A 22,113-nucleotide genomic window follows, 5' to 3' on the forward strand; every position below is an offset into this window, starting at 1 on the left:
TCAGTCCGCCATGCGGGCCGCGTAAGCGGTGACCTCCATCGGGGTTTCGTACTCGACGAAGTCGGGGGTCGTCCACTCTTCGGTCATGTCCTGCTCCTTCTCTCCGGGGGCTGATCGTCGCCACCCTAGGAGCGCGCGGAGCAGGCTGACCAGCCAGTTCGGAAAGATTCCTTCCGATGGGGGAGCCGAGGTGTCGGTGAGCGGGCTACTTTACCGCAGCTTCGAGTTCCACCAAGGCTGTGTCGAGGTGTGTCAGGATCCGCTGCAGGTGCGGGACGCTGCGGCGGCAGCCGGTGACGCCGAAGTCGAGGTGGTCGCCGTTGCTGGTCAGCGTGATGTTCACCGCCTGGCCGTCGAGCAGCACCGAAGCCGGGTAGATGCCGTCGAGCTGGGCGCCGTTCCAGTACATCTGCTTGCGCGGGCCGGGCACGTTCGAGATCACCAGGTTGAACGGCGGCCGCGTGTTCTTGACGACGCCCGGGATCGGTGAGACGCCGAGCTGCGCGACGTTCACCGCCGAGAGCAGCAGCGTCTGCACCGGCGTCAGCTCCGAGAACAGCCGCTTGCCGTTGCGCATCGACTGGTGGATCGCGACGAGCCGCTTGCCGGCGTCAGGGAGGTCGGTGGCCAGGTTGCACAGCAGCGCGCCGATGTTGTTGCCCGCCGCCTCGCCGGGGTCGTTCTGGCGGCGCAGCGACACCGGCACCATCGCGATGAGCGGCGCGTCCGGCAGCGCGCGCTGCTCGATGAGGTAGTCCCGCAGCGCGCCCGAGCACATCGCGAGGACGACGTCGTTGCGCGACACCCCGGCCGCCGTCGCCACCTGCCGGACGCGGTCCAGCGACCACGACTGCGCCGCGAACCGCCGCGCGCCGCCGATCGGCACGTTGAGCATCGTCTTCGGCGCCTGGCCCGGCAGCGTCAGGGTGTGTTCGCTGAACGCTTCCCGCGCCACCTTCATCGCGGCGGGAGCCAGGCTCGCGAGCTGGTTGGCCGTCTTGCTCGCGGTCTGCAGGAACGACCGGGGGCGCTTCGCGCGTTCTTCGCCGGGCTTGCGCCGGCTGCCCCACCACGGCGGGCACTGCAGATCTGCCGCGTCGTCCGAGAGGCTGCCCTGCAGCTGGCGCAGCGCCGAGACGCCGTCCATCAACGCGTGGTGGACCTTGGTGTAGACGGCGAACCGGCCGTCGGCGAGCCCCTCGACGAGGTGGGTCTCCCAGAGCGGCCGGTGCCGGTCGAGCAGCGTGCTGTGCCAGCGTGACGTCAGCTCCAGCAGCTCGCGGACGCGGCCCGGCTGCGGCAGCGCCGAGTGCCGGAAGTGGTAGTCGAGCTCGAGTTCGGCGTCGGTCGCCCAGGCCACGTGCCCCATCGTGTTCACCGGCCGGGCCGGGCGGCGCCGGAACACCGAGCGCATGTTGTCCGATTCGAGCAGGTTCTTGCGGATGTCGCGGAGGTAGTCCGGGCCGGCGCCGTCGGGTTTCTTGAACAGCTGCAGGCCGCCCACGTGCATCGGATGCTCGCGCGTTTCGACGAGGAGGAACATCGAGTCGGTCACGGGCATCATCGCCATGGACATCACCTTCCGCACTCGGCACGCCGACTCTACGCGCTCGGCGGCCGCCGGTGGATCACGTTCTCCCAAGACGAGGATGACCGAGCCCGGTGCCGGGGAAACGTCGTTGCCACCGATGGCCGAACGCGGGCGCGCAACCGGAGCGCCGGGGAAGCGTCCGGACAGTCGGGCAGCCGGCCGGCGGCGGCGAACCGGGGTCGATTGCCAGATCGTTCAACGATCTGGCAGTATCCGGGCCGTGGCTGTGAGTGGTGCTCGGGAGCTGGTGGACGCGCTGGAAGCGCTCGGAACGGAGATCGTCTTCGGCCTCCCCGGGGTGCACAACCTGCCGTTGTGGGAGGCGCTCGGCGAATCCGGCATCAAGCTCGTCGGGGTCCGCCACGAACAGACGGCCGGGTACGCCGCCGACGGTTACGCCCGCGCCACCGGCAAGCTCGGCGTCGCGCTGGTCACCACCGGCCCGGGTGCGGCGAACACCCTCGGCGCGGTCGGCGAGGCCATGGCGTCCGCGGCCCCGGTGCTGGTCATCGCCACCGACATCCCCTCGACGCTGCGGCGGCCCGGCGTCGTCCGCGGCGTGCTGCACGAGACTTCCGACCAGCAGGCGATGTTCGCACCGGTGACCAAGGGCGGCTTCACCGTGCGGGCCGCCGACCAGGTCGGCACCACCGTGCACCGCGCCGCCCGGCTCGCGCTGCAGCCGCAGAGCGGCCCGGTCTACCTCGGCGTGCCCACCGACTACCTGCGCGAACAGGTGCCGCACCGCCGCCCGCCCGCGCCGCACCGCAAGCCCGACGTCGACGTCCCGGACCTCGCGCGGGCCGAGGCGATGCTGTCCGACGCGCGGCACCCGCTCATCTGGGCCGGTGGCGGCGCGCTGCGGTCGGGGGCGGGCGACGCGATCGGTGCGCTCGCGGAGAAGCTCGCCGCGCCGGTGATCACCACGTTCGCCGCCCGCGGGCTGCTGCCGCTCGACCACCCGTGCCTGGCGCCGAACCCGGTGCACACGCCGGAGGTCGGCGAACTGTGGGACGAAGCCGACGTCGTGCTCGCCATCGGCACCGACTTCGACGGCCTCATGACGCAGAACTGGCGGATGCCGAAGCCGCCGCAGCTCATCGCGGTCAACGTCGACGCCGACGACGCCGCCAAGAACTACCCGCCCGACCTCACGCTGGTCGGTGACGCGCGCTCGATCGTCGAGCGGCTGCTGCCGAAGCAGCGGGCCGGGCTCGACGACATCACCCTGCGGCTGGCCGGTATCGGCAGGCGCGTGCGCCAGCGGATCCGGGACGAGGAGCCGCAGGCCTACGACTTCCTGTCCACTTTGGACGAGGTGCTGCCGACGGACGCGGTGCTGGTCTCCGACATGTGCGTCGCCGGGTACTGGGTCGGCGGCTTCCACCGGGTGCGGGCGCCGCGCAAGCTCGCCTACCCGATGGGCTGGGGCACCCTCGGCTACGGCTTCCCGGCGTCGCTCGGCGCGGCCGCGGCCGGCGTCGGGCGCGCGATCTGCATCACCGGTGACGGCGGTTTCCTCTACGCCTGCGGAGACCTGGCGACGCTCGCGCAGGAGCAGCTGCCGGTCACGGTCGTCCTGGTCGACGACGGCGGGTACGGGATGCTCCGCTACGACCAGGACCGCGAGGGCCTGCCGCACCGCGGGGTCGACTGGGACAGCCCGGACTTCGTCGGCCTGGCCCGGTCGTTCGGGGTGCACGCCGACCGCGTCTCCGGCTTCGGGCGGGCGTTCCGGCGGCTGCTCGGCGAGTTTGTCGAGTCGGAAGAGCCGAACGTCCTGGTCGTGAAGGCCAAGCTGAAGCCGCCGCTGAACACCTCGCCGCGGTGGTACCGGACATGAGGATCGGCGTCGACATCGGCGGGACGTTCACCGACCTCTGTGCGGTGGACGAGACCGGCATCGTGGCCGTCGGCAAGGTCCTGACCACGCACGACGAGCCGGCCCGGGCGGTCGAGGAGGGCTTGGCCGCACTGCTCCCCGACCTCGGCGTCGTCGAGCAGGTGGTGCACGGGACGACGCTGGTCACGAACGCCCTGATCGAGCGCACCGGCTCGCGCACCGCACTACTGGCCACCGCCGGGTTCCGGGACGTCCTGGAGATGCGCCGCGAGCACCGGTACGAGCTGTACGACCTGCACCTGGAACTGCCCGCGCCGCTCGTGCCACGGCACCTGCGGTTCGACGTCCCCGAACGGATCCTGGCCGACGGGTCCGTCCACACCGGACTGGACGAGGGGTACGTCGCCCGGCTCGGCCGTGAACTGGCCGCCCGCGGGATCGAAGCCGTCGCGGTCTGCTTCCTGCACGCGTTCACGAATCCCGCGCACGAACGCCGGACCGCGGAAATCCTCGCCGAGGTCGCGCCTTCGCTCAGGGTGGCGCTGTCTTCCGAAGTCGTCCCCGAGATCCGCGAGTTCGAGCGGGCCTCGACGACGGTCGCGAACGTCTACGTCCAGGACCTCACCGAGAGGTACCTGCGCGACCTCGAACAGCGGCTGCACCGGCTGGGGATCAGCCGCGCGCCGCACATCATGCTGTCCAACGGCGGGCTGGCCACTGTGGACACCGCGGCCAGGCACCCGATCCGCATCCTGGAGTCCGGCCCGGCGGGCGGAGCGCTGGCGGCCGCGGCGATCGGACCGGACGACCTGCTGGCCTTCGACATGGGCGGCACCACGGCCAAGCTGTGCCTGATCGCGGGCGGTGCACCGCTGGTGTCGCACCAGTTCGAAGTGGACCGCAAGTACCGGCTGCTGCCCGGCTCCGGGCTGCCGGTGCGGGTGCCGGTCACGGACATGATCGAGATCGGCGTCGGCGGAGGCTCGATCGCCCGCATCGACGCGCTGGGCCTGCTCACCGTCGGACCCGGCTCGGCGGGCTCCGAGCCCGGCCCGGTCTGCTACAGCCGCGGCGGTGCCGAGCCCACGGTCACCGACGCCGACCTCGTGCTCGGCTACCTCGACCCCGGCTACTTCCTCGGCGGCGGCATGTGCCTGGACGCCGAGGCTGCGAGAGCAGTGCTCCGCGAAAAGATTGCCGATCCGCTCGGGGTGAGCGTCGAAGAGGCCGCCTGGGGCATCCACACGAGCGTCAACGAGGACATGGCCAACGCGGCCCGGGTGCACGCCGTCGAGCGCGGCCACGACCCGGCGAAGCTGCCGATGTACACCTTCGGCGGCGCAGGCCCGGTGCACGGCGTCGGCGTCGCGCGAGCGCTCGGGGCGCCCTCGGTCGTCGCGCCGCCCGCCGCCGGGGTGCTGAGCGCGGCGGGGTTCCTCACCGCGCCGCTGGCGTTCGACTTCGTGCGGTCAGCGCGCGCGGCCGTCCACGACCTGTCGTGGGAGCAGGTCGACGCGCTGTTCGCCGAGATGGAGGCGGAGGGCGAAGCGCTGCTGGCGAAGTCCGGGGTCTCCGACGTGACGCACCGCCGGATCGCCGAGATGCGGTACGCCGGACAGGGCTACGAAATCCGCGTCCCGGTCCACGGCGGCAGCTGGCCGGACGCCCTGATCGACGAGTTCACGCAGACCTACCGCGCGCTCTACCGGCGCACCGGGCCCGCGGTCGGCGTCGAGGTGCTGAACTGGCGGGTCGTCTCGAGCGGACCGAAACCGGCCGTCTCCTTGCGGCTGACCTCGTCGGACGCCTCGGGTGACGCGCGCAAGGGCATTCGTAAGGCCTTCTTCCCGTCGACTGGTGGATTTGTCGACACGGCGGTGTTCGACCGGTACCGGCTGGCCGCGGGGACCCGGGTGGCCGGACCGGCCATCGTGGAGGAACGCGAGTCCACTGTGGTCGTCCCGCCCGGCGCGCACTGCGTCGTCCGGGAAGACGCTGCGCTGGAGGTGACGGTGTGAGCGTCGCCCCCATCGTCGTCGGCGTGTTCGGCAACCGGCTGCACTCGATCCTCGCCGAGCAGCAGAACGCGCTGGTCAACACGGCCTTTTCGGCGGTGGTGCGCGAATCGCTCGACCTGGCGTGCGCGGTGTTCGACTCGCGCGGCGAGATGATCGGCCAGTCCGTCGGCGGCACGCCGGGGCACATCAACGCGATGGCGACCGGCATGCACCACTTCGTCGCGCACTACCCGCCGGAAACCCTCGAACCCGGGGACGTGCTGCTCACCAATGACCCGTGGCAGACCGCGGGGCAGCTCAACGACATCACGGTGGCGACGCCGGTGTTCCGGGACGGCCGGCTGGTCGCCTGGTTCGCGTCGTGCTGCCACGCGCCGGACATCGGCGGGCGGCTGGTGTCCGCCGAGGCCCACGAGGTCTTCGAGGAAGGCCTGCGGCTGCCGATCCTCAAGTTCCTGCGCGCGGGCGAGGTCGACGCCGACCTCGAACGGCTGATCCGGGCGAACGTCCGGACGCCGGAGGAGACCATCGGCGACTTGTACGCGCAGGTCACCGGCAACGAGGTCGGCGCGGCGAGCCTGCTGCGGCTCCTGGACGAACTCGGCCTCGAAACCCTGGACGAAGTCGCCGCCGAAATCATGGACCGCTCGGAGCGGGCGTTGCGCGACGCGCTGCGGGAGCTTCCCGACGGCACCTACACGAACGAAATCGTCACCGACGGGTTCGACGACGAAGAGATCGTGCTGCGGGTGGCGGCGACCGTGGACGGTGACGAGATCCACCTCGACTTCGCGGGCTCCTCGCCGCAAAGCCGTCGCGGGATCAACGTCGTGCTGAACTACACGCGGGCGTACGCGTCGTTCGCGGTCAAGGCGGCGATCTCGCCGCAGGTGCCGCACAACGCCGGGTCGTTCCGGCCGGTGCACGTCACCGCGCCCGAGGGCTCGGTGCTGAACTGCCTGCCGCCGGCGCCGGTCGCGTCCCGGCACCTGATCGGGCACTTCCTGCCGTCGCTGCTGATCGGTGCGCTGCCCGGCACGGCGATCGCGCCGAGCGCGGACGCGCTGTGGATGACCATCTGGCGCGGTCCCGGGTTCATGCTCACCGTCTTCCAGACCGGTGGCACGGGCGCGCGTTACGACAAGGACGGCCTCAGCACCACGGGCTTCCCGAGCGGCCTGCGGTCGACGCCGACCGAGGTGATCGAAACCATGGCGCCGCTGGTCCAGCACGCACGAGAACTGCGGGTGGACTCCGGCGGGGCCGGCCGGTGGCGTGGCGGCCTCGGTCAGGTGACGACGATGGCCGCACGCGGCGAGTTCACCTGGAGCGTCAACGGGAACGTCGACCGGGTGCGGGCCGCCGCGTCCGGTGTGGACGGTGGACGATCCGGCGCGGCCGGTCGCTTCGGCCTGCGCGGCGGGGCGGACCTGCCCGCGAAGAGCCGGGTGACGCTGGCCGCGGAGTCCGTTGTGGACGTCACGCTGCCCGGCGGTGGCGGGTACGGGCCACCGCATCGGCGGCCGGTGGCGGCGGTGCTCGCCGACGTCGTCGACGGCTACGCCTCGGTGGCCGCGGCCCGCGAAGTGTACGGCGTCGAAGTGCGTTACCTCGGGGAGCCGGACGCGCTCGTCCGGTTGCCCGCGGACTACGTGGTGGACGAAGAGCAGACAGCACGACTGAGAGCGGGGCAGTGACATGGGTCGGTTGGCCGGCAAGGTGGCGGTCGTCTTCGGCGGCGCGCGGGGCATCGGCCTCGCTACGGTGAAGGAGTTCCTCGCCGAGGGCGCGACGGTCTTCGCTTCCGACATCCGCGAGCCCGCGGAACCCCTCGACGGCTACCGTCATTCCATAGTGGACGCCACCGACGAGGACGCCGTGGCGGCGTTCGTCGACGGGGTCATCGCCGGAGCCGGCCGCGTCGACGTGCTGTTCAACAACGTCGGCATCCACCTCGGCAAGTCTCTTGTGGATACCACGCTGGCCGAGTTCGACCACATCTTCGCGCTCAACGTGCGGGCCGCCTTCCTCGGCACCCGCGCCGTGCTGCCGCACATGATCGAGCGGAAGGCCGGGAGCATCATCACGACGTCGTCGAACGGCGGCGTGATGGGCCGCCCCGGCGACCCGGTGTACAACGCCACCAAGCACGCGCTGGTCGGGCTGACGAAGTCCATCGCCGTCGCCCACGCGCACCAGGGCATCCGGGCCAACACGGTGAACCCGGGCGCGATCGACACCGACATGCTGCGCAGCACCCTCGCGTCGCCGGAGGACTTCGAGGCCAAGCAGCACCAGCTGGTCGCGAGCACGCCCGCGGCGCGCGTCGGCGAGGCGTGGGAGGTCGCGAAGGCGGTCGTGTTCCTGGCGAGCGACGAATCGCGGTTCGTCAACGGCGCCGTCCTGCCGATCGACGGCGCGAAGGCCGCGGGCGCGCTGCCGGGCCACCGGTACAGCCTCGATTTCGAGCTCGGCGTCAGGTAGCGCCGTGACCGTCGATGCCTCGAGGCTGGAGAGCGCGCGGCACCTGCTCGAGCGCAGCGGCACGGCCGAGCGGGTCGCGGCGATCCTGCGCCAGTACATCACCGACGGCGTCTTCGCCCCGGGTGAACGGCTGTCCGAGCCGGTGATCAGCTCGGCGCTCGGCGTTTCGCGCAACACGCTGCGCGAATCGTTCCAGCTGCTCGCCCACGAGCGGCTGGCCGTGCACGAGCTGAACCGCGGCGTGTTCGTGCGGGAACTGACCACGGAGGACATCGAAGACCTCTACGTCGTGCGCCGCGCCACCGAATGCGGTGCCCTGCGCCGCGCGGCGGAGCTGTCCACAGTGGATCTTTCGGTGGTCGAGCAGGCGTTGCGCGACGGCCGGGCGGCGGCGGAAGCGGAGGACTGGCCGTCGGTCGGCACCGCCAGCATCCACTTCCACCAGGCCCTCGCGGACCTGGCCGGCAGCGAGCGCCTGTCGGCGACGATGCGCCAGGTGCTCGCCGAAACGCGGCTGTTCTTCGTGCTCAACGAGAACACGCGCGCGTTCTACGAGCCGTTCCTGGACTGCCACGAAAAGATCCTGCGCGACCTGCGCCGCGGCCGGTTCGCCGCCGCGGAGGCCGCTCTGGACCGCTACCTGCGCGACGCCGCGGCCCGGCTGCTGGAGCTCAGCTCGTAGGAGAACGTCACCGTGAACGCGTACGGCTTGCGGTAAGGGGTGGGCCGGTACGTCCCGCCGGGGCCGGGCGACCAGCTGTGCCAGGTCACGGTGCGGAAGACCGAGCACACCCCGTAGCCGCCCGCGGGCCGGGCATCGGCCGGCGCCGCCGAGGCGAGGAACACGGCGGCCACGGCGGCGATGGTGGTCGCACGTCCTGGGAACACGCCACCACTCAACCTCGGGGCGGGGTCCCACCGGAAAGGATTCGAGCCGGTTCAAATCCGGCGTTCCGGCTGTTAGCGTCGGTGGGTGTTCACGCTGCGGGTCGACGCCGAGACGGTGGCCAGGACGCGGTTTTCGCCGTCCCTCGCAGCGGAGTCCCTGGCCTGGCTGAAGCTCGCGGCCGGCTCCGGGCGGCACCCGGTGTTCGGCGACCCGGGCCCGCTCGCCCGCGCGTCGCTCGCCCACCCGGACGTCGCGCTGCTGCTGGACCTGCTGCCGCAGACCGGCGAGGTCTACACCCCCGACCTGCTCACCCCGCAGCCCGGCACGTCGTCGCGGCCCGGCGACCTGCTCGACGAGCAGATCGCGCTGATCGAGGCGACCACGCAGGACGCCGTCGAGGAGCAGGTGCTCTCGTACACGCAGGTCCACTGGCGCCGGCCGCTGCCGGTCACGGCCCGCCGGGTCGTGGAGTCGGGCGCGATGCCCCGGCGCCTGGCGAACGGGCTCGCCCGGTTCTGGCGGGACGCGCTGGCCGAGGACTGGACCGTTCTGCAGTCGGTCGTCGACCGGGACGTCACCCACCGCGCGAAGACCATCGCCGCCCGCGGTGTCGGCGCGGTGCTCGGCGAACTCCACCCGAGCATCGGCTGGGCCGGGGACGCGATCACCCTGGACAAGCCGTGGGACGGCGAGGTCGACATCGGCGGCCGGGAGCTGGTCCTCGCCCCCGGCGTGCTCAGCTGGCCCGGCACCAGCATCCAGATCGACGTCCCCGGCCAGGTCGTCCTGGGCTACCCCGCCCTCGGCATCGGCACGGGCGCCGACCGGCGGCCGGGCCGGATCGCGTCCGTGGTCGGCGCCGCCCGGGCGGCGCTCCTGGCCGACCTCGAACCCGCGCGCTCGACCGCGGAGCTGGCCGTCCGGACCGGGTACGCCCCGGGCACCGTCTCCTACCACCTGAGCGCGCTGCACCGCGCGGGCCTGGTCAGCAAGGTCCGCGACGGGCGTTACGTGCTGTACCAGCGGACCGCCCGAGCCGTCGTGCTGCTGGAAGGTGACGTGTCCGGGTAGAAAAGGGGGCCGGACGCCGAGCCTGCCGAGGAGCCGTTGATGCCCCCTGTTCCCGATGGATTCCGCCCGCTCGACGGGATCAAGGTCGTCGACCTCTCCCGCATCCTCGCCGGGCCCTACTGCACCCAGTACCTCGGCGAAATGGGCGCGGACGTGGTGAAGGTCGAGCCGCCGGGCCACGGCGACGACACCCGCGGCTGGGGACCGCCGTTCGTCGGCGAAAGCGACGAGGCCGTCTACTACCTGGCCGCCAACCGGAACAAGCGCGGGATCGTGCTCGACCTCAAGAGCGATCGCGGCCGTGCTGCCCTGCGGCGGCTGGTCGCGGACGCCGACGTGCTGGTCGAGAACTTCCGCCCGGGGACGCTCGAGAAGTGGGGGATCGGGTATGCGTCGTTGGCGGAGCTGAACCCGCGGCTGATCCACGTGTCGATCACCGGGTTCGGGCAGACCGGCCCGTACCGCGACCGCGCGGGGTACGACCTGGTGGCCCAAGCCCTCGGCGGCGTGATGTCGCTGACCGGTGAGCCGGACGGCGCGCCGGCGAAGGTCGGGCTGCCGGTGGCGGACCTCAACGCCGGGACGTGGGCGATCATCGGGGTACTGATGGCGCTGCAGGCCCGGCACACCACCGGCCGCGGCCAGTACCTCGACGTGTCCCTTTTGGACAGTCAGCTGGCCTGGCACGTCTACGCCGCGGGCGCGCACTTCTACGACGCACCGCGGCCGCGCCGGATGGGCTCGGCGCACCCGAGCATCGTCCCGTACCAGGGCTACCACGTCGCCGACGGCTGGCTGGTCATCGCGGTCGGCAGCGAAAAGCTGTGGCAGGCGTTCTGCGGGGTGCTCGCCTTGGACATCGCCGCCGACCCGCGGTTTTCGTCGAACGCTCTTCGCGCCGCGCACCGCGATGAGCTGAACGCGCTGCTGGAGCCGGTGCTGCTGACCCGCACGGCGGCGGAGTGGATGGAGGCCTTCGACGCGGCGGGCATCCCGGCGGCCCCGATCAACGAGATCGACGACGTCTACGCGGACCCGTGGGCGGCCGCGCGCGAGCAGGTGGTGCGGCTGCCGCACCCGACGGTGGGGACGTACGTGGGCACGGGCTTCCCGGTGAAGGCGTCGGACACCCCGGCCCGGCCGACGTCCGCCCCGCCGACCTTGGGGCAGCACACCGGGGAAGTGCTGGCCGAGCTGGGGTACTCGCCGGAGGAAATCGCCGGGTTCCTGGACTGACCGGCCAGTCCGGATCCGCGAACTGTGCACGATGGAGTGTTCGCGCCCGCCGCTGCGCCCTGGTAGGGATGGGGACAGGAGTGAGGAGGACCGATGTCAGCACAGCACGCCCTGTGGCACCCGTTCGCCGACATGGGCGCGGTCGACGGCGACCGGATGGTCATCACGCGCGGCGAAGGCTCGTACGTCTGGGACGACGCGGGCCGCCGGTACTTCGACGCGACGGCGTCGCTCTGGTACGCGAACTTCGGCCACGGGCGCCCGGAGATCACCGAAGCCGTCGCTCGGCAGCTGCGGACGCTCGACTCGTGGAACCTGTTCGGCTACAACGCGAACCAGCCGGCGATCGAGCTGGCGGACCGCGTCGCCGAGCTGGCCCCGGAGCCGGGGTCGAAGGTGTTCTTCGGCTCGGGCGGCGGCGACGTCATCGACACCGCGGTGAAGCTGGCCCGTGCGTACTTCGCGCAGACCGGGCGCCCGGAGAAGGTGCACGTGATCGGCCGGGCGCAGGGCTACCACGGCACGCACGGTTTCGGCACGGCCGTCGGCGGCATCCCGGCGAACGCGGCCGGCGTCGGTCCGCAGCCGCCGGACTTCTCGCACGTCCCGTACGACAGCGCCGCGGCGCTGGAGGCGGAGATCCAGCGTGTCGGCGCTGCTCGCGTCGCGGCGTTCTTCTGCGAGCCGGTGATCGGCGCGGGCGGGGTCCTGCTGCCGCCGGCGGGGTACCTCGAAGAGGTGGCGGCGATCTGCCGCCGTCACGACGTGCTGTTCGTGGCGGACTGCGTGATCGCGGCCTGGGGCCGCCTCGGCACGTGGTTCGGCATCGACCGCTGGCCGGTGCGGCCGGACCTGATCACGACGGCGAAGGGCATCACGGGCGGCACGATCCCGCTGGGCGCGCTGATCGTGGCCCCACGGCTGGCGGAGCCGTTCTTCACGGGGGCGCCAGGAGCCCCGATTTTCCGCCACGGCCCGACGTACGCGGGACACCCGGTGGCGTGCGCGGCGGGCTTGGCCACGTTGGACATCTACGAGCGCGACGGCTTGATCCCCCGAGGCCGCGAGCTGGAGAAACCCCTGGCCGACGCGGTTTCGGGGCTCGCTGGACACGCACTGGTGACGGAGGTCCGAGCGGGGTTGGGCTTCCTGGCAGCGGTGGAGCTGGCGCCGGAGGTGCTGGACGCCGACCCGGGAGCACCGGTGAAGCTGCAGCGAGCTTGCCGGGACGAAGGCGTGATCGTCCGGAACCTGGGACGCGGGGTGGCGGTGTCGCCACCGCTGGTGGCGGCGGAGCCGGAGCTGGACCTGCTGGCCGCAGCGCTGCCGAAGGCTTTGGACCGCCTGGCGGCGCAGAGCTGAGGTGGTGAGCGCGCCGGGTCTCGCGTGATGGGGCCGGGTCTCCCGTGGTTGGCGCCGGAACTGGCGTGATGGGGGTGGGTCTCGCGTGATGGGGGCCGGAACTGGCGTGATGGGGGCCGGAACTGGCGTGATGGGGACCGGGTCTCGCGTGATTGGGCCGGAAGTCGCGTGATTGGGGCGGAAGTCGCGTGATTGGGGCCCAATCTCACTGCGCCGGGTCGGCGGCGGCCCCCAGCCTGCCGCCGACCCCGCCAGGCCACCCCCGGCCCCCGGCCCTCGGCCCCGGCCCCCGGCCCTCGGCCCCGGCCCCCGCTCGCTTCTCAAGAGATGCAGAACTCGTTGCCCTCCGGGTCCGTCATCGTGACCCAGCTGTGCGGCCCCTGCCGCCCGCGGTGCAGGTACGTCGCCCCGCGCGATTTCAGCTTCTCCAGCGTCGCCTCGACGTTGTCCGCGCCCACCCACACGTCCAGGTGGAGGCGGTTCTTCACCGTCTTCGGCTCCGGGACCTCCTGAAAGAGAATCCGCCGCGGTGGTCCCTCGGGCGGTGAGTCCGGGTGGCGGATTCCCGCTCCCGTCCGCCAGACCAGGGCTCCGCGATAAGTCCTGGTCTCCTCTTCCTTCGCGTACCCCTTCGCGATCATCTCGCGGATGAAGTCCTCGTCCGTCGGTTCCACGGACCAGCCGAGCGTCTCGGCCCACCAGTCGGCGAGCACGTGCGGGTCGGCCGAATCCACCACTACCTGGAAGTCATGCGCCATACCGGCACGTTAACGACCGAGTCCGACATTTTCCGCAGCATCGGGTCCTCGGGCACGACCGTGAAGCGCCACTTGTCCACGCCGCCGCCCATGATTTCGGCGTACCGGCGTGCACCGTCGGCGTTGGCGAACCGCACCTGCTGGCCGTTCGTCAGGTGGGTGATTTTGACCGCCACGACAACCTCCCGAAGTTTGTGGGCCGGCCCGCGGAGCTTCCCCCTCCGGGACCGGCAGGCACAGTAGAACACATGTTCGACCGCACGCGCCACTCTCTCCCCCAAGTAGGGGAGCGGGCAAGGAAACCCCAGGTCAGAGCGGTCTGAGCATGGCGACGCGCGGCCAGGCGTCCAGGCCGCGAGCCGCCTCGGCGCGGCGGATCGCCCACAGTCCGGCGCCGATTTCCGCGTCCGGAACGATCCGGAACCGCAGCCGCTCGTAGTAGGGCGCGTTCCACGGCACGGCCCCGAACGTCGTCAGCGTCAGCGCCTTCAAACCGCGGGAAGCGGCCCACCCGGCGAGCGTCTCGATCAGCGCGCTGCCCAGCCCGCGCCGCGCGTGCCCGGGGTGGACCGAGACCTGCTCGATGTGCGCGCACCCATCGACGATCCCGGCGACCAGGTACGCCACCGGCCGGTCGGCCTCGTCGACACTGACCCAGGCGCGGCCGTCCTCCTGGTACACCGCCAGCTCGGCCACCGAGCCCGGATCGTCGTCGGCGATCGCGGCCATGTCGATCTCGCGGAAGAGGGTGCCGGCCTCGCGTTCGACGTCGATCAACGCGGGCAGGTCGTCGGGGCGCGCGAGCCGGATCACCGGGGCAGTTCTACGCGCTCGCGCGGAGTTCTCACAGCGAATAAGACGAAATCGTCCGCTGGATGCGGATCGCGTACTCCTGCAGGGCGGTGATCGCGGTGTGCCGGGCCTCTTCGGTGATCCGGGCGGCCGGGCCGGCCATGCTCAGCACGGTGGGCCGCCTGCCGATCGTCTGCACCGGCACCGAACAGGCCCAGACCCCTTCGTCGAGTTCGCCGGAGCTGACCGAATACCGGTTCTCGAGCGCGCGCTTCAGCTCGTCGCGCACGATGGTGCCGCGCTGCTCGATGATCGACGGCAGCCGCCGCTCGCGTTCCATCTCGGGCACCAGGGCGAGCAGCATCTTGCCGGACGCCCCGACGCCGAGCGGCATCGAATGCCCGGGTTCGAAGGTGAACCGCATGGCGCGATCGCACTCGACGCGGTCCGCGCACACGGCGGCGTCGCCGAACTGCTGGAACAGCATCACCGTCTCGCCGAGTTCGAGGGCCGCCGCTTCCATGGCCGGTTTCGCCAGCCGCACGAGGTCGTTCGCCAGCTGCGCGGCCCGCGCCAGCGGCATCACCTGGCTGGTCAGGTGGTAGTGCCCGGCCCGGCCCTCCTCGAGCAGCTGGAGCTCCTTGAGCAGGGCCACGTAGCGGTAGGTCGTCGCCACCGGGCTGCCGATCGTCGCGGCGAGCTCGGCGACGCTGGCCTCCCACCGGCGCTCCGAAAACGCGAGCAGGAGCTGGAGGACCTTGCGGGAACTGCTGGCACCGGGGGTGCGGCGCGGCGAAGTCGTGGCGGAACCGTCGACACTGCTGACGGCAGGCGTCATCATGACCTCTCGGTGAGACAAAAACGACCTTCGCTATCACACGGGGTGAATAAATTAGCACGTAGTGTGAAAGAAAGGCCAGCAATCCCGGCGGTTCGCGGCTTTCGGGGGACCGACGGCGGCGATCGCGGGTCACATCGTGAGGAACTCGCCCGGTTTGGTCACCACGGGTGACTCCACGTAGAGCCCGCGGTATTCGTCCTGGATGCCGGAGTTGTGCACCTGCAGCGCCAGCGGGCCGACGCGCCCGGCGGTTTTGTCGGTGAACCGCAGCACTTCGACGCTCGTGCAGGTGACGGCCGAGCCGGTGAGCGGGCAGCACGCCATCCGCGCGACGCCGGTGGCGGCGTCGCCGATCAGCTCGCACTGCGCCCACTTCTTGCTGTCGATCGCCGGGTGCGGCAGCTGCTGGAACAGTTTTCCACCGCCGTTGTCGTGCCCCGGCCGGTAGTCCCAGTGCCCGCCGTTGGGCGGCTGGAACTGGATGGCGCTCAGCGCGTCGCGGATCGGCTCGGTGGTGCCCCAGATCAGCACGGTCGGTTTGTGGTTGCCCTTGACCTGCCGGACATTGAATATCCACCGAAACGTGCCGACCTGCTGTTTGTTGTAGTACAACCAGCCGCGCGCGGTGCCATTGCCGTGGACGACGCCGTTTTTCGCCGACCACAGCCCGGCTTTCGACGAGGTCCACGCGCTCAGGTCCGTGCCGTCGAACAGCGAGACCAGATTCGGGTCACCGTAGGGGTTTTCCGCGGCTGCCGCGGCCGGCGCCACGGCCGAAGCCACGACGATCCCCGTGGCCAGCACGCCGAAGAGTTTCCGGAACATCTTGCCGTCCTCTCGTGAACGCGAAACTGCGGTCGAGGGTTCGGACGGCGGATTCAACGCTACGAGCCGCGCCGGTGAAGCGTCAACCGCGGTCCCGGTCAGCGGTCAGGAACGGCGTCAGCAGGCCGGGGAGGGCCCGGTCGGCGAGCGCCAGCCCGTCGGCCTCCCCGACGTCGAGCACCCGGTACCGGCCCTTGCCCGCGGCGACCGGCGCGATCAGCGTGATCAGCCCGGCCCGGCGCTGGAAGTACGAGCGCTCGACGACGATCCCGGTCATCCCGTCGCAGCGGACCGCCGCCGTGCCGCGGTCCAGCGAACCCGATCGCGTCACCAGGTAGCGGTCGAGGAGCGCGTGGCCGAGGCCGCGGTAGCGGTCCCAGCCGACGAGCGCGGCGACCGGCAGCAGCACGAGCGCGACCTGCCACGGCCAGTCCGGCAGCGCGCCGAGCCACGCCAGGCCGTAGAGCGCCGCGGCGAGCAGCAGCACGCCGAGGACGGCCCGCGAGAGCCGCCGGTACAGCGCCCGGCGCGGGTGCCGCACCAGCGGCGTCGCGGCCGGGTCCTCGCCGAGCACCTCCGCGACGACCTCGTGCGCGCGTGCCAGGGGCGCGGGCGGCAGCAGCAGGCCGCCGCCCTTGTCCGCGCCCTTGCCTTCGCGCAGGCCGCCGGCGATGGCGACGCAGCGGGCGCCCCCGGCCAGCCGCAGCGGCAGCGGCTCGCGGATTTCGGCGCCGCGCAGGCGGTCCTCCTCGATCGACACCGACCGCGTCGTGATCAGCCCGCGCCGGATGTGCAGCGTGCCGGCGGGCTCGCGGGTGAGCCGGAAGTTCCAGAACGACAGCACGTACCCGCCGATCGACAGCAGCGAGACGAGCACCAGCAGCCCGACGGCGGCCAGCACCAGGCTCAGCCACGTCGGCGTGTCGGCGAAGTGCCCGACGACCGTCTGGACCAAGGAGAACTGGATCGGGTCGAAGTGCAGTTCGTGCGCGAAGTGGTAGACGGTGCCGACGGCCGCGCCGACCACCGCCAGCCCGGACAGCGTGAACGGCGCGTACCGCAGCCAGCGCTTGTCGACCGCGGCGATCAGCTGCTCCGGCGGCACGGCGGCCTCCGTCGCCACGGCGTCGGTCTTGCGGTGCAGCAGGAGCGTCCGCAGCCGCTGGGCCTCGGCGGTGGTGACGGCGTCGAGGACGAGCTCGTCCTTGCCCGGCCCCTTGCCGTGCGAGTGCCGTCCGGTCCCGATCCGCGCGGCGGCCAGGGAGAACAGCCGGTGCTTCGGCTCGGAGGTGACGTCGACCGTGCGGATCCGGTCGCGCGGGATGGCCCGCTGCTTGCGCAGCAGCAGCCCGGTGTGCCACTCGACCTGGGACCCGGTGATCCGGTAACGCGAGGTCAGCACGTGCGAGACACCGGTGCACACGGCGATCGCGGTGAAGACGAGGCCGATCCACTGCCACGGCTCGCCGCGGCCGAACAGCAGCGCGCCCAGCAGCACCGGCAGCGACTTCACCAGGTCCAGCACCGGCCGGATGAGCAGCATGCGCCGGTCGAGGTGGTGCCACGGCGCGTCCTGCGTGCCTTCGGCGGGCGGGGTCACGACGGCTTCGGCCGCCGCCGGGGAAGAAAGGGCGTCCGCGGGGCTCACGTTGCGTCCCCGCGGACGGCCTGCGTCGTCTTCGTCAGCTCGTCGGCCAGCGCGAGCGCGCGGTCGTGCGTCAGGCCCGCGATGCGCAGCGGCCCCGCTGCGGACGCCGTCGTCACGGTGATCTTCGCCAGCCCGAACAGCTGCTCGAACGGGTCGCGCTCGATGTCGACGGTCTGGATCCGCGAGACCGGCGCGATCCGCCACTCCTGCTTCAGCCAGCCGGACTGCGTGTAGACGGCCTCATCGGTGACCTCCCAGCGGTGCACGCGGTAGCGCCACTGGGGCATGACGATCAGGTGGAGCGGGCCGAGCACGCAGGAGAGCACCAGCGTCACGGTCAGGAACGACGGCGGATCGTCGCTGGTCACCACGATGACCGTCTGCAGGCCGAGCAGGATGACCCAGACGATCGAGGCGGTCACCGTCCAGTAGCCGATGGCCCGGCGGCTGACCCGGTGCGCCGGCGGCCGCAGCCGCAACGCCGTGTTCGTGCTGTGTTCGCTCACCGCTCAAGCGTGCCCGATCGGAGACTTGCGTGCCCACGACACTTGTCACGATGCCGATCCGCCCCGGCTTCGATCGCGTGGCGTTACGATCAGCGACACCGTCGGAGGAATGGAATCGCCGTCGGGGTGTGTTGTGCTTGAGGGACTGAAGCGTCAGCGAGCTGGAGGATCCAGTGGGACTCGATCCCGACGACCTGTACGAGGTGGACTCGGACGTCCCCGACCTGACGGGGGTGGTGCTCCTGCACCACTTCGAAGGGTTCATGGACGCCGGCTCGGCGGGCAACCTGCTGGCCGGGCACCTGCTGAGCGGTGCGCACCGGGTGGTCGCCCGCTTCGACGTCGACCGGCTCATCGACTACCGCTCGCGCCGGCCGACGATGACCTTCGCGGTCGACCACTGGGAGGACTACGACGCGCCGGAGCTGGTGGTGCACCTGCTGCACGACACCGACGACACGCCGTTCCTGCTGCTCACCGGCCCGGAGCCGGACCACGACTGGGAGCGGTTCTGCGCGGCGGTCCGGAACCTGATCGAGCGCTGGGGCGTCCGGCTGACCGCCGGGTTCCACGGCATCCCGATGGGTGCGCCGCACACCCGCCCGCTCGGTGTCACCGCACACGCCACCCGCAAGGACCTCGTCGGCGACAACCAGCCGCTGCCGAACCGGCTGCAGGTGCCGGGCAGCCTCGCCGCGCTGCTGGAGTACCGGCTCGGCGAGTGGGGCCACGACGCCATCGGCTTCGCCGTGCACGTGCCGCACTACCTCGCGCAGTCGACGTACCCGGCCGCGTCGCTGATCGCGCTCGACGCGCTGAGCCGGACGACCGGGCTGAGCCTGGCCGAGGGTGAGCTGCGCGTGGCCGCGGAGCTCGCCGACGCCGAGATCAACCGGCGGGTCGCGGAGTCCGACGAGATCGCCGACGTCGTCCGCGCCCTGGAGCGGCAGTACGACACGTTCGTCGAGGCCTCCGAGCGGGGCAGCCTGCTCGCGGAGTCGGTCGAGCACATGCCGACGGCGGAGGAGCTCGGCTCGCAGTTCGAGCGGTTCCTCGCCGAGCAGAACGGCGGCGACGGCCCCGAGCGCTGATGGCGCGCTACGACCGGATCGGCGTCGGTTACGCGCGGGGGCGGCGGACCGACCCGCGCTGGCTCGCGCCGGTGCTCGACGCGCTGGGTGACGCGGGCACGGTGGTCGACGTCGGATCCGGGACGGGATCGTACGAGCCGCCGTCCCGGCACGTCGTCGCGGTCGAGCCGTCGGCGGAGATGATCCGGCAACGCCCGGCCGCGGCCGCGCCGGTCGTGCGGGCGGTCGCGGAGGCGCTGCCGTTCGCGGCGGGCACGTTCGACGCCGCACTCGCGGTGCTGACCGTGCACCACTGGGGTGACTGGCGCCGCGGGCTGGCGGAGCTGTGCCGCGTCGCGCGCCGTCAGGTGGTGCTGGCTTACGACACCCGGCTGCACAACGACTTCTGGCTGGTGCGCGAGTACGTGCCGGAGGTCGCTTCGCTCGAGCTCCGCCGTCCTTCGGCACCGGAGATCGCGGCCGAGCTGGGGGCGTCGTCGGTGACCGTGCTGCCGGTGCCGTGGGACTTCACCGACGGCGTCTTCCCGGCGTACTGGCGGCGACCGGAGGCCTACCTCGACCCGGCGGTGCGCCGGTCGTGCTCGGCACTCGCGCAGACGGCACCGGCCGCGGTGGACCGCGGAATCGCCCGGTTGCGGGCGGACCTGGAATCCGGCCGGTGGCAGGCGGAGCACGCGGATCTGCTGGGCCTCCCGGAGTGGGACGCGGGGTTCCGGCTCATCGTGGCCTGAGCCGTCAGGTACCGTCCGCGGATGAACCCGACGAAAAACCGTTCTCCGGTAAGGAAAACTCTGAGCAGCCTCCTGCGCCGGACTGCCTCGAAAATGCCCGCCGGTGCCTTCGCCCGCGACGACAGGTGACGGCGAAGATCACGAAACCCTAGCCGTGGCAGCCTTCTGCGTTCAGCGGTCCGAGCGACGGCAGGACGAGTCCGCACAGGTAGCCGTCGATGAACCGGCCGGTGCCGGCGATGTTGGTGCCGAGCCGGACCAGCGGCGCCAGCCCCCTGATCCCGGCGGCGAGCGCCTCCTGGTTGCGCTGCAGCATCGACGTCAGCTGGTCGAGCTGGGTGAGCAGCGGCCCGAGCCGCGCCTCGGTGTCGCCGATCAGCCCGGACAGCTCGGTCGCGAGCCGCCGCGAGCCGTCGAGCAGCGTGCTGATCGCGGCCTCGCGGTTGCTCACCTCGGCGAGCAGCTGGTTCCCGTCGTCGAGGAGCCGCCGCACGGCCGCGTCGCGGTCGACGAGCGTCTGCGAAACGACGCGCGTGTTGCGCAGCAGGGTGGCCAGCCGGCTGTCACGCGAGGCGAGCGAGTCCGACAGCCGGGACAGTCCGGTGAGCGCGGCGCGGACGCTCGGTGGCGTGTTCGCCAGCGTGGCCGACAGCGTGTCGAAGCTCTTCGCCAGCCGCGTGGTGTCGATGCGGTCCACTGTGGACGCGAGTTCGCCGAACGCCGTGAGGATGTCGTAGGGCACGGTGGTGCGGGACCGGGGGATGGGCTTGCCCGGGTCGAGCGTGCCCTCGCCCTGCGGGTCGAGGGCGAGGTACTTCTGGCCCAGCACGGTCTTCAGCCGGATCGCCGCGCCCGTCTCCTCGCCCAGCCACGCGCCCTTGGCCTTGAACGAAACCAGCACGTGGTCGCCACGCAGCCGCACTTCCGACACCCGGCCGACCTCGACGCCGGCGACGCGGACGTCGTTGCCCTCGGCCAGCCCGGCCGCTTCGGTGAACTCGGCCGAGTACGTCGTCCCGTCACCGATCACCGGCAGGGACCGTGCGTCGAGCGCGATGACCACGCCCAAGGCCAGTCCGGCCAGCCCGGCGAGCGCCGTCCTGATCGGGGCTTCCGCGGCCCGGCGTGGTGACATGGCGGCCAGCGTGACCGACCTCGTGCCGGGCCGCCAGCGGGATCCCCCGATGAGAGGAAGATCAGGCCACTCACGCGGCGGTGAGCGCGGGGTACTCGCGGTACTCGAGCGCGTTGGCCGCCCGGTCGGTCATCTTGAGGAAGAGGCCGCCGAACACCCGCGTGCTCAGCATCCGGTAGGCGCGGTTGCGGTTGCGGATCTTCGCGGCCGTGCGCGGCGCGAGGAAGTTGCCGGAGCCCTTGCCGTTCTTCAGCCCGACCGTGGCCGGCTTGCGCAGCCGCTGCTCGTACTTCGCGAACGCCGTCACGTGGTCGCCGCCGGCCGCCGCGAGCTCCCCGGCCAGCACCTGGGCGCCCATCATCGCGAGCCCGGTGCCGGACCCGCCGGGCCCGGCGCACCAGGCGGCGTCGCCGAGCAGCACGACCCGCCCCTTCGACCAGCGGTCGAGGTGGATCTGGCTGATCGAGTCGACGTACAGGTCGTCGGCCGCGGCCAGCGCTTCGAGCAGCTTCGGCGTCTCCCAGCCGGTGCCGGCGAACAACTGCGCGACCAGGGCGCGTTGTTCGCCGGGCGTGCGGCGGTGGAACTCGACGCCGTCGGCCGCGAAGACCAGGCCGACGTGCAGCCGGTCCGGCAGCCGGTGGCTGCCCACGGTCAGGCCGCGGCCGGGCTCGTTGTACATGACGCTGGTGTGGTCGAGCCCCAGGTGGTTGGGGGCGGTGTAGCCGGCGATGCCGAAGCCGAGGTCACGCCGGAAGCCGCGCTCCGGCCCGAACGCGGCGGCCCGCACCCCGGAGTGCACGCCGTCGGCCCCGACGACCAGGTCGAACCGCCGCGGCGCTCCGTGGGAAAAGGTGACCTCGACGCCGTCCGCCGTCTCGGTGAGGCTCGTGACGCGGTCGCCGAAGACGTATTCGGTGTGGTCCGCGGTGTGTTCGTACAGGATCCGCGCGAGGTCGCCCCGCAGGATCTCGACCTCCCCGCTCCAGGCGGCGCCGGGCACGGTCAGCAGGGGACGGCCGTCGAAGCCGAGCACGGTCTGGTCGCCCATCGCCGTCTCGTACCGGCGGACCTCGTCGAGGACGCCCATCGCGGCCAGCAGCTTCACCTGCTCCCCGCGGAAGTCGACGGCCTGGCCGCCGGGCCGCAGGCCGGGCGCGGACTCGACGACGGTCACGCGGTAGCCGCCGCGGTGCAGCCAGTGGGCAGCGGCCGGGCCGGCGATGCCTGCTCCGGAAACGAGCACGGTCCTGGTGGTCATCGGGAGGTTCCTCTCGGGTCGGTGGGGTACC

General features: G+C 71.9%; 22 protein-coding genes. 10 read left to right on the forward strand and 12 right to left on the reverse strand.

The annotated features are described in order from the left end of the window. The gene (pqqA, locus tag AB0M80_RS05450; protein ID WP_043776987.1) at nucleotides 1-87 is read right to left on the reverse strand and encodes a pyrroloquinoline quinone precursor peptide PqqA; all 87 of its coding nucleotides are present in this window, start codon (nucleotides 85-87) and stop codon (nucleotides 1-3) included. A gap of 118 nt (nucleotides 88-205) precedes the next feature. After that, nucleotides 206-1,570, reverse strand: coding sequence for a wax ester/triacylglycerol synthase family O-acyltransferase (locus AB0M80_RS05455; protein WP_364559259.1), 1,365 nt, complete (start codon nucleotides 1,568-1,570; stop codon nucleotides 206-208). 241 nt (nucleotides 1,571-1,811) lie between these two features. On the opposite strand from AB0M80_RS05455, the gene AB0M80_RS05460 reads away from it, so the two are divergent. The 5 genes from AB0M80_RS05460 to AB0M80_RS05480 are packed head-to-tail and all read left to right on the forward strand — an operon-like array spanning nucleotide 1,812 to nucleotide 8,618. Next, nucleotides 1,812-3,434 (forward strand): thiamine pyrophosphate-binding protein, encoded by a 1,623-nt coding sequence (locus AB0M80_RS05460; protein WP_364559262.1) that lies wholly within the window; start codon nucleotides 1,812-1,814, stop codon nucleotides 3,432-3,434. Further along, a complete protein-coding gene (locus AB0M80_RS05465) occupies nucleotides 3,431-5,452 on the forward strand; it encodes a hydantoinase/oxoprolinase family protein (protein WP_364559265.1) in 2,022 nt (673 codons plus the stop codon). The genes AB0M80_RS05460 and AB0M80_RS05465 overlap by 4 nt, the downstream gene beginning before the upstream one ends. Continuing rightward, entirely contained in the window at nucleotides 5,449-7,149 is a 1,701-nt protein-coding gene (locus AB0M80_RS05470) for a hydantoinase B/oxoprolinase family protein (protein WP_364559268.1), read from the forward strand. Before AB0M80_RS05465 ends, AB0M80_RS05470 begins: the two co-directional genes overlap by 4 nt. Nucleotide 7,150: 1 nt before the next feature. Next, the gene (locus AB0M80_RS05475; RefSeq protein ID WP_364559271.1) at nucleotides 7,151-7,936 is read left to right on the forward strand and encodes an SDR family oxidoreductase; all 786 of its coding nucleotides are present in this window, start codon (nucleotides 7,151-7,153) and stop codon (nucleotides 7,934-7,936) included. 4 nt (nucleotides 7,937-7,940) lie between these two features. Beyond that, nucleotides 7,941-8,618, forward strand: a complete 678-nt coding sequence (locus tag AB0M80_RS05480; RefSeq protein WP_364559274.1) for a GntR family transcriptional regulator — start codon at nucleotides 7,941-7,943, stop codon at nucleotides 8,616-8,618. Here AB0M80_RS05480 and AB0M80_RS05485 read toward each other — a convergent pair. Continuing rightward, nucleotides 8,573-8,824, reverse strand: coding sequence for a hypothetical protein (locus tag AB0M80_RS05485; RefSeq protein WP_364559277.1), 252 nt, complete (start codon nucleotides 8,822-8,824; stop codon nucleotides 8,573-8,575). The two genes, AB0M80_RS05480 and AB0M80_RS05485, sit on opposite strands and share 46 nt — an antisense overlap. 85 nt (nucleotides 8,825-8,909) lie before the next feature. Here AB0M80_RS05485 and AB0M80_RS05490 point away from each other — a divergent pair, with 85 nt between their 5' ends. The 3 genes from AB0M80_RS05490 (at nucleotide 8,910) to AB0M80_RS05500 (ending at nucleotide 12,494) form a co-directional block, all read left to right on the forward strand. Continuing rightward, nucleotides 8,910-9,896, forward strand: coding sequence for a helix-turn-helix domain-containing protein (locus tag AB0M80_RS05490; RefSeq protein ID WP_364559280.1), 987 nt, complete (start codon nucleotides 8,910-8,912; stop codon nucleotides 9,894-9,896). Between the two features lie 39 nt (nucleotides 9,897-9,935). Continuing rightward, the gene (locus AB0M80_RS05495; RefSeq protein WP_364559283.1) at nucleotides 9,936-11,132 is read left to right on the forward strand and encodes a CoA transferase; all 1,197 of its coding nucleotides are present in this window, start codon (nucleotides 9,936-9,938) and stop codon (nucleotides 11,130-11,132) included. Nucleotides 11,133-11,225: 93 nt separating this feature from the next. After that, entirely contained in the window at nucleotides 11,226-12,494 is a 1,269-nt protein-coding gene (locus AB0M80_RS05500) for an aspartate aminotransferase family protein (RefSeq protein WP_364559286.1), read from the forward strand. A gap of 320 nt (nucleotides 12,495-12,814) precedes the next feature. On the opposite strand, the gene AB0M80_RS05505 is transcribed toward AB0M80_RS05500, so the two are convergent. The 7 genes from AB0M80_RS05505 to AB0M80_RS05535 all read right to left on the reverse strand — a co-directional run bounded on the left by AB0M80_RS05505 (nucleotide 12,815) and on the right by AB0M80_RS05535 (nucleotide 17,864). Beyond that, nucleotides 12,815-13,231 carry a VOC family protein gene (locus AB0M80_RS05505; RefSeq protein ID WP_364560347.1) on the reverse strand — a complete coding sequence of 139 codons (417 nt, stop codon included), beginning with the start codon at nucleotides 13,229-13,231 and terminating at the stop codon, nucleotides 12,815-12,817. Then, nucleotides 13,231-13,428, reverse strand: a complete 198-nt coding sequence (locus tag AB0M80_RS05510) for a hypothetical protein (protein WP_004561810.1) — start codon at nucleotides 13,426-13,428, stop codon at nucleotides 13,231-13,233. The genes AB0M80_RS05505 and AB0M80_RS05510 overlap by 1 nt, the downstream gene beginning before the upstream one ends. Before the next feature lie 133 nt (nucleotides 13,429-13,561). After that, nucleotides 13,562-14,065: a GNAT family N-acetyltransferase gene (locus tag AB0M80_RS05515; protein WP_364559288.1), complete on the reverse strand. Its 504-nt coding sequence runs from the start codon at nucleotides 14,063-14,065 to the stop codon at nucleotides 13,562-13,564. A gap of 31 nt (nucleotides 14,066-14,096) precedes the next feature. Beyond that, nucleotides 14,097-14,882, reverse strand: a complete 786-nt coding sequence (locus tag AB0M80_RS05520) for an IclR family transcriptional regulator C-terminal domain-containing protein (protein ID WP_364560349.1) — start codon at nucleotides 14,880-14,882, stop codon at nucleotides 14,097-14,099. Between the two features lie 132 nt (nucleotides 14,883-15,014). Then, nucleotides 15,015-15,710 (reverse strand): family 16 glycoside hydrolase, encoded by a 696-nt coding sequence (locus AB0M80_RS05525; protein ID WP_364559291.1) that lies wholly within the window; start codon nucleotides 15,708-15,710, stop codon nucleotides 15,015-15,017. A gap of 82 nt (nucleotides 15,711-15,792) precedes the next feature. Next, nucleotides 15,793-17,253: a PH domain-containing protein gene (locus tag AB0M80_RS05530; protein ID WP_364560351.1), complete on the reverse strand. Its 1,461-nt coding sequence runs from the start codon at nucleotides 17,251-17,253 to the stop codon at nucleotides 15,793-15,795. A gap of 101 nt (nucleotides 17,254-17,354) precedes the next feature. Next, on the reverse strand, nucleotides 17,355-17,864 hold the full coding sequence (locus AB0M80_RS05535) for a PH domain-containing protein (protein WP_364559293.1): 510 nt from the start codon (nucleotides 17,862-17,864) through the stop codon (nucleotides 17,355-17,357). Between the two features lie 173 nt (nucleotides 17,865-18,037). Here AB0M80_RS05535 and AB0M80_RS05540 point away from each other — a divergent pair, with 173 nt between their 5' ends. Then, nucleotides 18,038-18,955, forward strand: a complete 918-nt coding sequence (locus AB0M80_RS05540; protein WP_364559296.1) for a PAC2 family protein — start codon at nucleotides 18,038-18,040, stop codon at nucleotides 18,953-18,955. Beyond that, the gene (locus AB0M80_RS05545; RefSeq protein ID WP_364559299.1) at nucleotides 18,955-19,686 is read left to right on the forward strand and encodes a class I SAM-dependent methyltransferase; all 732 of its coding nucleotides are present in this window, start codon (nucleotides 18,955-18,957) and stop codon (nucleotides 19,684-19,686) included. Before AB0M80_RS05540 ends, AB0M80_RS05545 begins: the two co-directional genes overlap by 1 nt. 148 nt (nucleotides 19,687-19,834) lie before the next feature. On the opposite strand, the gene AB0M80_RS05550 is transcribed toward AB0M80_RS05545, so the two are convergent. Both AB0M80_RS05550 and AB0M80_RS05555 read right to left on the reverse strand, forming a co-directional pair. Then, the gene (locus AB0M80_RS05550; protein WP_364559302.1) at nucleotides 19,835-20,821 is read right to left on the reverse strand and encodes an MCE family protein; all 987 of its coding nucleotides are present in this window, start codon (nucleotides 20,819-20,821) and stop codon (nucleotides 19,835-19,837) included. A 70-nt stretch (nucleotides 20,822-20,891) separates the two neighbouring features. Further along, on the reverse strand, nucleotides 20,892-22,082 hold the full coding sequence (locus AB0M80_RS05555; RefSeq protein WP_364559304.1) for an FAD-dependent monooxygenase: 1,191 nt from the start codon (nucleotides 22,080-22,082) through the stop codon (nucleotides 20,892-20,894). Between the last annotated feature and the right edge of the window lie 31 nt (nucleotides 22,083-22,113).

The sequence above is a fragment of the Amycolatopsis sp. NPDC051045 genome, from assembly GCF_040682955.1.
GTDB lineage: Bacteria > Actinomycetota > Actinomycetes > Mycobacteriales > Pseudonocardiaceae > Amycolatopsis.

What these genes read in the sequence shown, in the direction of transcription:
- pqqA (WP_043776987.1), bottom strand. Translation starts at nt 87, where the DNA reads ATGACCGAAGAGTGGACGACCCCCGACTTCGTCGAGTACGAAACCCCG.
- AB0M80_RS05455 (WP_364559259.1), bottom strand. Translation starts at nt 1,570, where the DNA reads ATGGCGATGATGCCCGTGACCGACTCGATGTTCCTCCTCGTCGAAACG.
- AB0M80_RS05465 (WP_364559265.1), top strand. Translation starts at nt 3,431, where the DNA reads ATGAGGATCGGCGTCGACATCGGCGGGACGTTCACCGACCTCTGTGCG.
- AB0M80_RS05475 (WP_364559271.1), top strand. Translation starts at nt 7,151, where the DNA reads ATGGGTCGGTTGGCCGGCAAGGTGGCGGTCGTCTTCGGCGGCGCGCGG.
- AB0M80_RS05495 (WP_364559283.1), top strand. Translation starts at nt 9,936, where the DNA reads ATGCCCCCTGTTCCCGATGGATTCCGCCCGCTCGACGGGATCAAGGTC.
- AB0M80_RS05500 (WP_364559286.1), top strand. Translation starts at nt 11,226, where the DNA reads ATGTCAGCACAGCACGCCCTGTGGCACCCGTTCGCCGACATGGGCGCG.
- AB0M80_RS05520 (WP_364560349.1), bottom strand. Translation starts at nt 14,882, where the DNA reads ATGACGCCTGCCGTCAGCAGTGTCGACGGTTCCGCCACGACTTCGCCG.
- AB0M80_RS05525 (WP_364559291.1), bottom strand. Translation starts at nt 15,710, where the DNA reads ATGTTCCGGAAACTCTTCGGCGTGCTGGCCACGGGGATCGTCGTGGCT.
- AB0M80_RS05530 (WP_364560351.1), bottom strand. Translation starts at nt 17,253, where the DNA reads ATGCTGCTCATCCGGCCGGTGCTGGACCTGGTGAAGTCGCTGCCGGTG.
- AB0M80_RS05545 (WP_364559299.1), top strand. Translation starts at nt 18,955, where the DNA reads ATGGCGCGCTACGACCGGATCGGCGTCGGTTACGCGCGGGGGCGGCGG.
- AB0M80_RS05550 (WP_364559302.1), bottom strand. Translation starts at nt 20,821, where the DNA reads ATGTCACCACGCCGGGCCGCGGAAGCCCCGATCAGGACGGCGCTCGCC.
- AB0M80_RS05555 (WP_364559304.1), bottom strand. Translation starts at nt 22,082, where the DNA reads ATGACCACCAGGACCGTGCTCGTTTCCGGAGCAGGCATCGCCGGCCCG.